General features: G+C 31.9%; 11 protein-coding genes. All 11 read left to right on the forward strand.

Annotated elements, in window-relative coordinates; genetic code table 11:
* Positions 1-206 precede the first annotated feature (206 nt).
* The 11 genes from Q7C23_RS21765 to Q7C23_RS21815 all read left to right on the forward strand — a co-directional run bounded on the left by Q7C23_RS21765 (position 207) and on the right by Q7C23_RS21815 (position 14728).
* On the forward strand, positions 207-1985 hold the full coding sequence (locus Q7C23_RS21765; RefSeq protein WP_375034482.1) for a leucine-rich repeat domain-containing protein: 1779 nt from the start codon (positions 207-209) through the stop codon (positions 1983-1985).
* 400 nt (positions 1986-2385) lie between these two features.
* Positions 2386-4164, forward strand: a complete 1779-nt coding sequence (locus Q7C23_RS21770; protein ID WP_375034483.1) for a leucine-rich repeat domain-containing protein — start codon at positions 2386-2388, stop codon at positions 4162-4164.
* Positions 4165-4893: 729 nt separating this feature from the next.
* Positions 4894-5142, forward strand: a complete 249-nt coding sequence (locus Q7C23_RS21775; RefSeq protein ID WP_375034484.1) for a hypothetical protein — start codon at positions 4894-4896, stop codon at positions 5140-5142.
* Positions 5143-5330: 188 nt separating this feature from the next.
* The gene (locus Q7C23_RS21780; RefSeq protein ID WP_375034485.1) at positions 5331-6875 is read left to right on the forward strand and encodes a hypothetical protein; all 1545 of its coding nucleotides are present in this window, start codon (positions 5331-5333) and stop codon (positions 6873-6875) included.
* 306 nt (positions 6876-7181) lie between these two features.
* Positions 7182-8129, forward strand: a complete 948-nt coding sequence (locus Q7C23_RS21785; RefSeq protein WP_375034486.1) for a tetratricopeptide repeat protein — start codon at positions 7182-7184, stop codon at positions 8127-8129.
* Positions 8130-8635: 506 nt separating this feature from the next.
* Positions 8636-9259 (forward strand): VirB8/TrbF family protein, encoded by a 624-nt coding sequence (locus tag Q7C23_RS21790; protein WP_375034487.1) that lies wholly within the window; start codon positions 8636-8638, stop codon positions 9257-9259.
* Entirely contained in the window at positions 9246-10460 is a 1215-nt protein-coding gene (traM, locus tag Q7C23_RS21795) for a conjugative transposon protein TraM (RefSeq protein ID WP_375034488.1), read from the forward strand. The genes Q7C23_RS21790 and traM overlap by 14 nt, the downstream gene beginning before the upstream one ends.
* Positions 10461-10463: 3 nt before the next feature.
* The gene (locus Q7C23_RS21800; protein ID WP_375034489.1) at positions 10464-11306 is read left to right on the forward strand and encodes a DUF4138 domain-containing protein; all 843 of its coding nucleotides are present in this window, start codon (positions 10464-10466) and stop codon (positions 11304-11306) included.
* 85 nt (positions 11307-11391) lie between these two features.
* The gene (locus Q7C23_RS21805) at positions 11392-11850 is read left to right on the forward strand and encodes a hypothetical protein (RefSeq protein ID WP_375034490.1); all 459 of its coding nucleotides are present in this window, start codon (positions 11392-11394) and stop codon (positions 11848-11850) included.
* A gap of 5 nt (positions 11851-11855) precedes the next feature.
* On the forward strand, positions 11856-14201 hold the full coding sequence (locus Q7C23_RS21810) for a TraG family conjugative transposon ATPase (protein WP_375034491.1): 2346 nt from the start codon (positions 11856-11858) through the stop codon (positions 14199-14201).
* The gene (locus Q7C23_RS21815) at positions 14198-14728 is read left to right on the forward strand and encodes a hypothetical protein (RefSeq protein ID WP_375034492.1); all 531 of its coding nucleotides are present in this window, start codon (positions 14198-14200) and stop codon (positions 14726-14728) included. The genes Q7C23_RS21810 and Q7C23_RS21815 overlap by 4 nt, the downstream gene beginning before the upstream one ends.

Here is a 14728-nt window from a genome sequence, read left to right on the forward strand (position 1 = left end):
TAATCTTCGATCCCTTCTTCAAAACTAACAATTACTCCCATTTTCAAAATCAAAATACACAAGTACTTCTCATTTAAAAATAGTTCGTGAGTACTTGTTTTTATTGAATAATCCAGCTTCGTTACGAAGTCTGATGCGGATTCTGGGTTAAAAATAGGATATGTACATTATAAAAACAAAATAGTGCAAAAATTAAATTAAAATATATGATTAATTATGTAGAATTTAGAGCAAGGACAGGAAAGGATGAGTCATCAGGTGGAGCAAGTTTGGATTTGTCAGCGGCAGACCTGTCTTCTGACGATTTAAAAGTATTGATGCCTGATATATTGGCGATAGCTAATCTTACCGAATTGATTCTGTTTGCGAATCCTGGTATTGAGGAATTTCCAGACTTTATATGTCAACTCCGGGATCTTAGGAAACTAGATATAGGAGGTACCAATATTACTGGTTTACCTGAATCCATAGATCAGTTATCAAATCTTACTCATCTAGCTGCATATGAATCTAAGATTAGGGAGCTGCCTGGTTCGATAGGTAGGCTGTCTAAGCTTAAGGTTCTTGCTTTAGAGGGAAATATGCTTACGCATTTACCTAACACTTTAAGCGGGCTATCGAGTCTTATAACTTTGGACATACCATACAATAGAATTACAGAGTTACCTGAAACATTAGAGAACTTGCCACGTATTCAAAAGTTATTTTTTCAACATAATCCTCTTTCAACCGATGCAATTAGCCTTTTGAGCCGTATTGGACAGAGACCAGGTGTAATTGTTCAAACTAATTTGGCGGCCCATGATAGAATTCAATCCTATGAAGATGTATTGAAAATATTTTATCCAGATGACCAGGAGCGAGTACTGATGATAGGTAAGCTGGAAGCTTGTGACCTTGACCCTGTAACCATTACTTATGGAGGAGATGATCAGGAGGTAACATCTGCCAAAGATGTGCTGAAAAAATTTTGGGGTAAAGTCCCTGTTGATAGCGAATCTGAGCGGAATTTTTATGGCACTACGACTAAAATGTTGTTTGAGAAAATACTAGACCCAAATACTTCCAGGGAGGAAGCAAATACTATCGTGGTAGAAATGGGTATTTCCCTGGGAGACTGTAGTACTCCATTGAAAACTTATTTGGAACAAAAGATGATAGGAGAGTTAATAAAGGGAGGTAACAAGTTATCGCATCAGAATGAGTTGATGATAGAAAGACTAGCCCTTGTAGAGAAAACAGGTGCTTTATCTGGCTTAAAATCGAGTGATAGAATAGAAGAGGTGAATGGGCTTGTTAATTTAGTTTTTTCCCGGAATTGGGTGGATCAGGCGCATATAGCTATGGATAGGGTTGCTCCAAATGTGGTGTTTGTTGGAGGGATAGGGAGAGATCTGCCTCCTGTATCGAGTTATCCGGTGATTTGTTTTAGTTTGATAAAAGATAATCCTGAATTAATGGAGCAATTTGCTACTTTGATTTGTGAAACTAAGGACAATAAGCTGGTACAGACAATTGCTGGTGAGTATAAGGTGGATGAGGAAAAAATGAAGAAACTGAAAGAGAATTACTTAGGTACAGGAGATGAGCTGGTAAGGATGAAATGTCTTAGCATGTATTTGCAAGATATGAACACATTTATCGAGAAAGAAGGGATGAAGGAATTCTTATACATTGAGCACTTTAAAGAAGCCAACGAACGTGATCTGGCGAATCTCCCTAAGCAGGAAAAAGAACTTAAGAGGCTGCTTGGCGAAAAAACCGGGAAAGAAAACATAGAACAGGAATACAAAAGATATATGTCTGAAATGAAAATGTCCCTTATAGATTTTAGAAAAGACATGGCTCAAAAAAAACCTATGAGTCAGTTTACAACCCCAATAATTAGTAGAAGGTCCCGGCCGGATAGTCCTGACCGAGATCAAAATCACACAGAAGGACAGGGAGAGTTAAAAGTACAACATGTTTCTCAGCGTAGATTATAAGCCAATACAGCCGAAAGAACTCTCTATTTTTAATAGATTGTCTTAATTTTTTTAGTATGAAGAGGATTGGAGAAGTAATAAGTTTGAAATAAGAGATGATAAATTAAAAATGATTGTTAAGTCCGGAATCCGCATTAGAAACCTACTGCATCTGAATTCATTTGTTTTTGTTATTTTTTTAATTGGTCAAGATGTAATCTTCGATGCTTTCTTCAAAACTAAGCACTTACTCCCATTTTCAAAATCAAAATACACAAGTACTTCTCATTTAAAAATAGTTTGTGAGTACTTGTTTTTATTGAATAATCCAACTTCGTTACGAAGTCTGATGCGGATTCTGGGTTAAAAATAGGATATGTAGATTATAAAAACAAATAGTGGAAAAATTAAATAAAAATATATGATTAATTATGTAGAATTTAGAGCAAGGACAGGAAAGGATGAGTCATCAGGGGGAGCAAGTTTGGATTTGTCTGACGCAGACCTGTCTTCGGACGATTTAAAAGTATTGATGCCTGATATATTGGCGATAGCTAATCTTACCGAATTGATTCTGTTCGGGAATCCTGGTATTGAGGAATTTCCAGACTTTATATGTCAACTCCGGAATCTTAGGACACTGGATTTAGGAAGTACCAATATTACTGGTTTACCTGAATCTATAGACCAGTTACCAAATCTTACTCATCTAGCTGCATATGAAACTAAGGTTCGGGAGCTGCCTGGTTCGATAGGTATGCTGTCTAAGCTTAAGGTTCTTGATATATCGAGAAGCAGGCTTGAGCGTTTACCTGGCTCCGTAAGCGGGCTATTGAGTCTTACCCGTTTGGATGTAGCAGACAATAGAATTACAGAGTTACCTGAAACATTAGAAAATTTGCCACGTATTCAAAAGTTATTTTTTAAAAACAATCCGCTTTCAACAGATGCAATTAGCCTTTTGAACCGTATGGGACAGCAAGAAGGTGTAACTGTTCAAACTAATATGGCTGCCCATGATAGCATTCAATTTTATGAAGATGTATTGAAAATTTATTATCCAGATGACCATGAGCTAGCGCTGATGGAAGGTAGGTTGGATGCTTGTAACCTTGATACTGTAATCATTACCGATGAGTGGGGGGATGAAGAGGAGGTATCTGGCAAAGATGTGATAAAAAGGTTTTTGAGTAAAGTCCCTATTGATAGCGAGTCTGATCGGAATTTGTATGGTGTTACGGCTAAAAGACTGTTTGAGAAAGTTTTGTATCCAAATACTTCGAGGCAGGAAGGAAATACTATCGTGCTAGAAATGGCTATTTCTATGGGAGACTGTGGTACTCCGGTTAAAACTTATCTGGAACAAAAGTATGTAGGAGAGATAAGAAAGGAAGGTAACGGGTTGTCGGATCATGATGAGTTCACGATAGAAAGACTTGCCCTTCTGGAGAAAGCAGGTAGTTTACCCGGTCTGAAATCGAGTGATAGAATTGAAGAGGTGAATGCGCTTGTTAATTTAGTTTTTTCCAAAGAAAAAGTAGATCAGGCGCATATAGCAATGAACAGGGTTCCTCCCAATGTAGTGTTTGTTGGAGGGATAGAGAGAGATCTGTTTCCTATTTCGAGTTATCCGGTAATTTGTTTTAGTTTGATAAAAGATAAGCCTGAATTAATGGAGCAATTTGCTACTTTGATTTGTGAAACGAAGGACAATAAGCTGGTACAGACAGCTGATGGTGAGTATATAGTGGATGAGGAAAAGATAAAAAAGCTTAAAGAGAATTACTTAGGTACAGGCGATGAGTTAGTGCGGAATCAACATGCCTCCAAATATGAGGAAGAGATGAAAGAGTTTATTAAAACAGAAAACATGAATGATTTAGTATACTCTGAGCATTTAACCGAAGCCAACGAACGCGATCTGGGGAATCTCCCTAAGCAGCAAAAAGAACTTAAGAGGCTGCTCGGCGAAAAAACCGGGAAAGAAAACATAGAACAGGAATACAAAAGATATGTGTCTGAAATGAAAATGTCCCTTATAGATTTTAGAAAAGACATGGCTCAAAAAAAAACTATGAGTCAGTTTACAACCCCAATAATTAGTAGAAGGTCCCGGTCTGAGAGTTCTGACCGAGATCGAAATCATACAGAAGGCCAGGGAGAGTCAAAAGTGAGGCATGTTTCACAGCGAAGGCTTTAAGTCATTATGGCCGAATGGCTCCTTAACGGATTAAAACAGAACAGCAAATTTTAAATTATTTTTTAACTAATAATAAATCATGTCTGCAAAAGAAGAAATAACATGAATGTCCCAGGGGGAATTGCAGCTGCAGTGAAATCCTATTGATGAGCAGGAAGCTTTGTAGGTTGAGGTTACATGAGGCGACACTTCTTAATCTGAAAGAGCGTTGCTACTTGTAAGAAAAGCTTATCTGGAGCTAAGGAGAATCAGGAATTTCAGGGGGCAGGAATTTAACAAGGCTAAGAACGTTGTAGGTGATGAAACGAAGAAAGTGGATAAGGGAAATACTTTTTGTTAATAAGGGAGAATAAAGAATGCGAAGAAGGTTTTTAACGATGGGCAGAAAGTTCTTAAAGATGTGTGTAATGCTCTCTCTAAAGTTGAATATCTCTTAAAACAGCTGAGGACAACACGGTAGAAGCATCTGTTGGATCAACAGGAAGTGTTACCGTATTAGGAGCGAAGTCTAAAATATTCTCTCAAAGGGAAAGTGTAGCTACTAAAAGTGATTAGTGATGTAGAGTTTATGGCAATGCTAGGAAGGGATGAGTTATCAGGTTTCTTTTATGTAGAAATGAAAATCTAATATAAAAACTTATTATGATATTTAAATGGCTTATTGAAGGGGATGGATAACAAGTAGGTTTTTACCTTTGGACCATTAATAATTCAAAAAAAAAAAATTATATGTTACATTTTTTTTTATCTCAATCAATTGACGGGCAGTTAATTGCCTGGGGTGGGTCGATCAGAAGAATTCTAAATATCGTTACGGCAATTTTTGCGATAGTTGGTGGTTTTTTAGTGTTTTTTCAATACATGCAAGGAAATGATCAGGCACAAAAGAATTTTGTAAAATTTATAATAGGTTTAGCTATTGTAGGTTTAGTGAATGTTATTGTTACATTTTTTCTTCCAGATGCGGATGTTTTTTAGAAACTAAGCACATTGGTCCAGGGTTGTCTAAAATGGCTCCTAAGCCAGGATTAAAAGGAATAAATCACATTTTATTAGATGATTATTTGTTACCAATACCAATTAATAAAAAAGCCAATAGGTTTGTTGTTTTTGCTTACAGATAACATGTAATAGTAATGGAAGTCTTAATTATTTAAAAAAAAATTATGCCGGGAACAAAGTCAGGAACGCTTAGGGCTTATGATTTCGATGGAGTACTAGCTAGTAAACATCACCACAATGCAGTTACTTCAGCACTAAACAGAGCAATAAAGGGAAGTGGGAATTTTCCAAATGGGACTCGTAATATAGATGAGGCACTTGATTTGCTTAGAGCGAATCCTATTGGAGCAGCAGCAAGAGAGTGGGTAGATCCTATCTTGTTAAGAGCGGGGGTTGGCCTTTTTAAATCACAAGGATTTATAGATACACTTGTTAATACACATAATGCTGGAGGAGACTCTATTATTGTTTCTGCTTCTGGATTTCCAGGATTAATCAATTATCTGGTGGACAAAGAGGGTTTGGCTCATTTGCTTCCGCCGGATAATGTATTTACTGTGGATTACAGAGATACGTCTCTTATTCCCGGATTAAAGAGAGATATGATTAAAATGGTGGCTGAACAATTAGAATACACAAATGTTGTGTTTTTAGATGATAATATAAATAATGTTAATGAGGTTGCATTATTAGATGGGGTTGAGACGATAGATGGGGCGTTCTCTGTCGCAGCTATACAGGTCGATGCAAGGCAAGGTATAGAAGATGTCAATATGCTTGAAAGGGCTAACAGGACAGAGCTGGAATATAATAGAAAAGCACAGTCTGTAACTGATGAGCCAATTTATTCGAATAACGCTGAGGCTGTAGCTGAGGCTATGGCTGAGATAGCTGAGGTTGAGGCTGAAGTTGATCTGATTTATTCGAATAGATTTGAGGCTGTAACAGAAGAACCAATTTATTCGAATAACCCAGAGGCTGTAGCTGCGGCTGCGCTAGAATCAACAATTTCTTCTCCAGTGCAAAAGTTTGATAAGCAGACTTCTCGCTCGCTAACTGAGCAGTTTGAGTTGTTTGTGCAAGTTGCAAAGAAGGATAAGAAAAATCCTCTTTATAAGGAAAATCTGAGCGCGGCGAAAGATGCTCTTTCTAAACATATGAATAGCTTGGGGCAGGCCGATAGTGTGCGGCCTGCACAGGCTCCGGATAAGTCAAATCCTATTATAAAATTTGCAAGGGGTATTTTTAAAACTACAAACACATCGAAAGGGGTCCCGAAACAAAACGAGGCTGTGCAACAAAAATCAGATGTATTACGAGCGAAAAGAATAGCTGCATTACAAAGGATAAAAAGTCAGGAAATACCAGTACGAATGACTGTTCAAGATCTTTTCATCCAAGTAGAGCCAGATTCTCCTACTATGGAGCCGGGTTCGATTATTCTCCCAAATAATGAAGGTGCCGCTGCTGCTCAATCAGATCATAGAGAGCATAATTTTCTTGCAGAATTGAATACAGTTTTGTCCAGTCGTCAAAAGAATGAACATGCATCTGCTTTGCCAGATCTTAGTGCGTTCAAAGAACCTTCTGTTGCATTAAGAAGAAAGTCTCCTCCTTTACACAGGGATGCGCAGAATCCTAATGGTAAAGGGCACGAAATTCCTAAAAAAACTGAAATTAAACCTAACCCATATGGCCGAAAAATGTAAATATTTAATAAAATTTACAACGTTAGTGATATTATCTGATGAATATACCTATAAATTTCGAGGTGTTAATGGTATTAAGTTTTGGATTGGATAGATTTATTTGGATAGAAAGATAAAATTAGGTTTTACACGAATGTTTACTGGCGGTTTTTACTGATTGTTTTGCAACAGGAAAAAATAAGGGAATAGCAAGTTATAAAGAATAAAAAATAGAGGATTATATAGCGTACAGGGGGAATTATTTTAAGTTTTTTTAAATTTTAAAGGATATTGATATTGATAAGACAAAAAAACAGGAAAATTAAAATGATTAAATTTTTAAAAAATAATATTTGGATACTAATACTACTTTTTTGTTTTAATGCAATGGGACAAAACAATAATGAATATTATAAAAAAGCAATTGATTATGCCTCAAATGAAAACATAGAAGAAGCTTTGAGGAGTATTAACAAGGCTATCAATTTTGAAGGAACTAAGGCTTCTCCATTGTTTTATTTTCATAAATACGAATACCTTATAAAACTTAAAAAATTTGAATTGGCAATTCAAACATTAAATGATGCCCTTTATATTTTACCAAATTCTGTATTATTGCTTAATGCTAGAGCCGAATTTTTTTTTGCGCTTAAAATGTATAAAAAAGCAGTTTTAGATTATCAAAAAATTATTGCACTGGTAAAAGATAAAGAATTAATAATCTATAATGTAAAATTGGCAAGCACTAAATTTTTAATTAGAGATTTTGAAGGTGTTGCTGTTATTTTACAATTAATTTTTAAAGAAGACCCATCAAATATTGATGCTTTAAATTTATTAGCCTCTTTGTATATAGAGCATTCAGAGTATGCAAAAGCTGAACAGCTTTTAAATAAAGTTTTCAACGAACATCCCTCCCAGGCTTTTATAATAGTAAATCTCGGATTTGTATATCAAAAAAAAGAACAACACAAGGAAGCTATTTCTTGTTTTAATAGAGCTTTGATATTAAATCCTGACAATCCGATTGCTCTTTCTAACAGAGCTTATAGTAAATTGAGAATGTCAAATATTGATGGGGCTATTTCAGATGTTAACAAGTCAATAGATTTGTTACAGTCCAACTCTTATGCTTATATGATTAGGGGAAAAATTTATTTAAGTGTAAATAAAAGCAAAGAAGCATGTGTTAATTTTGCAATAGCTAAAAAACTGAATTTTTCGGAACAATATGGATCAGAAGTGAATGAATTGATAAAAAATAATTGCCAATAAATGCTCTAGCTAAGCCACTCTGCACTGAAAGTGAAGAGGTTTGTTTTACGAGGGAATGAAAGGTCTTTGCTTTTTTTCATTAGAGAATGAAATTTGAATTTTTATCTGCATTTTTTTTTGTGATGGTTCCAGATATTCATTAACCCTCATATTTGTAATGTTTCCAGTACTCCAGGCTTCATAACTGCTTGCCTAAAAATGCTGTTCTAAATAACGTCGTGAACTTTACAATTTTACAAAAAAGTTACTGTCCTGTCTGCACTTAGAATCGGACTGTCCTTTTATTGGTAGAAGTGAAAATCTAATCAAAAAAACTTATTTTAATGTTTTTATGTCCTATTAACGTAGATGAACGGCCAGTGGTTTTGTATTTTGGAGCTTGTTGTATTTAAGCTTTATAATTGTTATCCTGATGCATTTTTAAGAATAAAAAAGAAATAGTCTAGCTATCAAATAAATGCTAATTTAAAATAAATACTAACGACTCAATTTATATAAAAAACAACATGAAAAACCTATTAAAAATAGATAGTTTATTAAAATTTTCAAAAACAATAACAATTATTTCATTAATTATCACATTTTTATCTGTTTTTGTTAGCCTGGCTTATTCATTTTATTTAAATAAGACCTTAATAAAAGAAAAAGTTTATTTATTAGATGGTGCAAATGGAGAAGTATATACAGCTAAGATAATTAAAGATGAATTAACATATCGCGAGCCTGAAATTTATAATCATTTAATGACTTTTCATAAATACTTTTTTGATCTTGATCAGTATAACTATCAAAAAAATATAGAAAAAGCATTAGATCTTATAGATAATAGTGGTAAAAATTATTATCTAACTTTAGTAAATGAAGGATGGTACAACTCACTAAAACTTAATAATCTGGTTCAAAAAATAGAACTAGACTCTATTAATACAAACGCAATGGTATATCCTTATGCAGCTACAGTTTATGGGAAGACAGTAGTATATAGGTATGGTGAAGAAAACAACGAAAAGGATAAACAAGAAAAAAAGATACAGATTCGTTGTAATCTTTTCGATGTTGCTAGGACCAGGGAGAACCCACATGGATTGCTAATCTCTAATTACAATATTGTATATCATGGAAAAGAATAAGAAAATAATAGTAATTGCTGCATTTATGATTTGCCTTTCTATTTTGGTAGGGTTTATTTATATGACTTTTTTTAAAGAAACAAAAGAAGATCAAAAATCGAAGTTTGAATTTGAAGTTCCTAAATTTTCAAGAAAAAAAGCAGAACCTACTTCAAAATTTGATTATTACAACAATCAGATCGATCAAGAAAATATTAAAAAAGCATTTTTATTAGCAAAAGAAGATTCTATTAGGGAGGCTTTGCAAGTTCCTGAACAAGAAAGTTTTTATAGTAAAGAAGACTTTCAGGAAGATCTGCGAGATTCTCATAAAAAAGATTATGAAAATCATTTTTCAGATAATAATAAAGTGCAGAACCAGGAAAATTTAAGTAGATTATTAAATGTTATGGAAACAAATTCTAAATATTTGAACAATATAGGAAAGGAGTCATTTGCTTTAAATAATTCCCAATCTGTAGAAGACTCTAAAAAAGAAGTGTTTCTTAAAAATTTTGAAGATATACCTCAGAAAACAGATAAGGTTATGGAAGATGTCCTGGAAAAATATATTCCTGAGAAAAGTGAAAGTACTGAGAAAAGTGAAAGTACTTCGGGCAGAGTGATATACAAAGAGGTTCCTAAAGAAGAAGATTTTACCAAAAACGTTTTTTTTGGAGTTACAAAAAATAAAAATGTTTTTAATGGTGTATTTTCAGATACCAAATCATTTAAAAGAAAATTAGTTAAAGCTGAAATTTATACCACACAAGTAATAGGAAATGGGGGGCTAGTAATGATTAATTTATTAGAAGATTTAGTTTTTGAAGAAGATTTTTTTATCCCTAAAAGTACCGTGTTATATGGAACTGCAAAATTTTCACCAGGAAGAATGTTTATAAGTATAAGCCCGAATGTTTTTAAAAATGATAAGAGATTATTACGTCCAGTAATTGTTTTTGATTTTGATGGTTTGGAAGGTGTTTTTATTGAAACTAATTTATTAGGATCCATCCCTGTCGAAACTGCCCAAGAACTTACAGAATTAGTAAAAGATAGTTATAAAAACTCAAATTCCCTTACAGGAAATTCAGGAGCAGTTCCTTTGAAAGAGGCATCGATAATAATCGGTTCTGAAAAAACGCTACAATATTTAAATCGATTAAAAATAAAAATAGCTGGCGGCTATAAAATATGGATGTCAGTAGAAAAAAGCAAATAGATTATGGATTATATTAAATTTTTATATACGGTTATTTTTTTTGGTAGCTTTTCTGTTATAAACGGTTCTTATTCCCAAAGTAAAAAAACAGTAGATAGTATCTCTTATGGTAATTCATCCATAGATGTATCTGATAGGTTAACCACTCATTTAATTTTTAAAAGTGATATTAATTATATAGATATAGGATCTGCTGCATTTTCTGTTGATAAAATTAAAAATATTGTTAAAATAAAATGTACTGATTTAGCTAAATGGAATGTGACTGACAGAACAAATTTAACAGTGGTAACTAAAGATGGATTTTATTACTCATTATGGGTTGATTATAGTGAAAATCCTATTGTTAAAACCTATATATACAAACCTGAAGACTCTTTTAAACTGAACTCTTTTGATGTTTTAAATAAAGAAAATTGTAATTCTTTATTATCTAGAACTTCTAATTTTTTTAGAGAATATTCTAATCATAAAATGAAGTATCAAGTCAATGGAATATTTTATGATGAGGATAAGATTATTGTAAGATTAAAAGTTGAAAATGAATCTAACATACATTTTACTACAGATTCTATAAGGTTTGTACTGACAACAAAGAAAAAATTCAATCTTTTTAAATCTCTTAAAAAACAAACTGCTATTCAATACAATGAAAAAAGAGCTGCTTTTGTTTGTAATAATACAAAAGATATAAATGCAAAATCTGATAACACATTTTTATTTGAATTTAACAGGTTTGTTCCTACAGATAGTGAGGTGCTAGAAATAAATATTGCAGAGAATAATTCTGGAGGAAGAAGAGGGAAAATTGTGCTAAAAATAAAAGATTTTCTATTAAAATATTAATAAAGTTTTACAAGTTGTGGATATTATACTCAAGATCATTTACTCTAAATGATATTTTGATATAGTTTAATTTTAATATAGTATAATGAAGAATAGTTTTTGTGTGCTTTTATTTTTTATTACAGGAGTTTCTAAAGTAATGTCTCAAACAGCGGATATAACTTATAGTTATATTTTAAGGGAAATACAAATTGTGTTGGCGGAAGAATATAATAAAGAACTTTCTCGGAGCCTACCCAAATTTACTGAATATGTTTTAGAAAATACATTTTTTTATCAAGCAACAAAAATAGGAGAAACTAGAAGGAGTTCTTTCTCGTTCACTTTCCCTATAGACCCATGTGGTAACACTATATATTTGAATCCTCTTAAAAAGACTCGATGTGAAAAAAAAATTGCCTTTTTGAGATTAACGGATGAACTAGTTAAGAGTATTCCATTAACAAATACTAACTATAATCCCGAAACTGCTGTAAAAAACAGAATAACAGTAAAAGTAAGTTCAATATTAAGAGATATAAATAAAGAATTACTAAATAACTAGACAATATGATTGATTTTGCTTCTTTTTTTCCTATTTTAACCATTGATAATGACATAATCGTCTCAAAAGATGGGAATATTAGTCTTGCTTTTGAAGTGACTCTATCGGAAGTATTTTCATTAGATAAAGCAAGTTTAGATTCTATTTCTGACATTATAAGCCATAGTCTTGAAAATTTGCTGCCAGGAACTGTTTTTCAAAAACAAGATTATTTTTTTAAAGATGATAATAGAATCCCGGTAACAACTTCAACGGAATATCTTCCGAGATCTGATAATAAATTTTTCTATGAAAGCTCTATTTTAAAACATGAATGCTACCTCATCTTAACTTATAGTAAACTAAATGTGACGAATACTAAAAAGGAGCAATCTTCAAAAGAAATAGAGATAATAAACTTTATTAAAAATTGTGAATCATTTGTAAATAAATTAAACCTTTCTAGTTTTTTTGAGATTAAAGAATTAAAGGAAAATGAAATTATAGAGCTTTTAAACACCTATTTTTCTTTGTCTAATTCAGAGTCATTTCTAGAAGATGAAAATTATGAAATATCTTTTGACAAAGAATTTCGTGTAAAGGATAATTTTGTGAAAATATTTTCAATGGAAAATTGTACAGATTTACCTCTGTCTTTTTCCAGATATGAAAAAGAAAAAGCCTATTCTACAGATAGAACTGATTTCTTTATCCCATTTACACATAATTATATTTTTGGTCTTTCGTGTAACCATCTTTATAATCAGGTTGTATATATTGATGATTTTGGTGATATAAAAAAAGAGATTGAAAATAAATCCAGTAAATTTAAAAGTTTAAGAAGTCTTTCCAGATTTAACAAGATAGCGAACGAAACTTTAGATGAGTATTTAGATGAGGGAGAAAAAAATAAAATAACATATACAAAAGTTAATTTTAGTCTGTTTTTGTGGGATTCTCAATATAAAAATTTAGACAATAATGTTGATCTGGCGCGAAAAGAATTTCAAAAAGCAAATATACAGCTAAATTATTTAACAGCTTCCTCTAAAGATTTTTTCCAAGCAAATTGTCCTGGAAATGCTGCGAATATTAATAAGATCCATCGCTTTATACTTCCAACAGATGTCATTAGTACATTTTTAAATTTAGAAACAACAATAACAAAATCTACTAATGGTATATTATTTTGCGATACTGTACATGACGAACCGGTAAGGGTAGATTTGTGGGACAGCCCTTTAAAAAAAGGACTAATTGTAAATAGAAATAGGCTAATATTTGGGCCTTCAGGAACAGGGAAATCTTTTTTAGTAAATCACATTGTAAGTCAATATTATGAACAGGGACATCATGTCATTATTATGGATATAGGAAATTCATATAAAAAGTTGTGTTATCTTGTTGGAGGCGAATATCTAGAATATGAAATAGAAAATCCTTTAAAATTTAACCCTTTTGATTTTGAAGAATACAGCATAGACAAAAAAGAATTTTTAATCTCTTTACTTCTGTTTTTATGGAAAGGTTCAGATAATAAACCTAGTAGAGAAGAAAAAAATGTTTTATCAAAATACTTAGATGATTTTTTTGAGAAATTACAAGATGACGAAACCATTAGACCCTGTTTTAATACTTTTTATGAATATATTGAAAAAAATGATATTGTAGGAGGGAATTTATTTTTCAATAAGAAGAGTTTTCTATTTTCTACAGCCGATTTTTATAAAGGAGGGGATTATGGTTTTATTTTAAATGCTGAAGAGAGAATGGATTTCTTACACAAAAGATTTATTGTTTTTGAGTTAGATAATATAAAAGATCATCCAATATTATTTCCTGTAGTAATTATGTTGTTAATAGAAACAACAATGGATAAAATAAGGAATCTTCCTGGTATTAAAAAATCAATATTTATTGATGAGTGCTGGAAACCTCTCTCACAAGGAGAAATGGTCAGTTTTATTAAATATCTATATAAAACTATTCGTAAATTTTATGGTGAAATAGCAATTGCTACGCAAGATATTGATGATATTATAAGTACAGATGCTGGTCCAGCAATGATTAATAATACAGATACTTTTCTACTGCTTTCTCATAAAAAGAAGCTATCTCTTAAAGATAAATTTTACCAACATTTGTCTTTTACAGAATCTGATGTTTCAAAATTATACGCTGTAGACAAAGGAGAGGTTTTTATTAAAATGGGCAGTCTCTCTAATGTATATAAAGTGAGAGTTTCTCCCCAAAGATATGCTTGTTATTCTTCTAACGGGGATGAGAATGAAGCAATTTACAAAGCATATAAAAAAACTGGAAATATTAAAATGGCATTTGAAAATTTTATTGATAAAAAGAGTCAGCAATGAATAAAAGATTAGATGCAAAAGAAAGAAAAGAGATTTTATTGATATTAACAAGATTTAAAGTTTGTCCGACTCCGGGAGGCTTTATACTAATTTTGTCAATCTTTTTTATTTTAGAAGATTTTGAAAAAAAAGAAGTTATAGAGTTGATAGGTGTAATTCTCTTTGAGGAGAATATTGATTCTTTAGAAGAATGTGACTTTTATATAGCGGCACTTTGTTTTTTGTTGAGCAAAATAAATCAGAAGGAATTAAAAAGTACAGATTTATTAATCAATAATTTTAAAACGATACCTGTATTTTTAGGAGAGAAAAGAAGCAAGCGGCTTTCTTTAGAGGATTTGCAGGATTTTATTAATAAACACGGTTTAATAGTTCCTGAAGTTGAAAAAGAAAAAAAGTTAAAAAAAATGCTCGGAGCTAATTTAGAAATTGAAAAAGAAAAAACGCAAAAAAAAATGCTCGGAACTAATTTAAATGATATTCTAAATTTAACTGGTGAAAAACAAAATCTAAGTAAAAGAAAGTAG

The organism is Flavobacterium sp. LAR06 (genome assembly GCF_041946075.1).
Lineage (GTDB): Bacteria > Bacteroidota > Bacteroidia > Flavobacteriales > Flavobacteriaceae > Flavobacterium.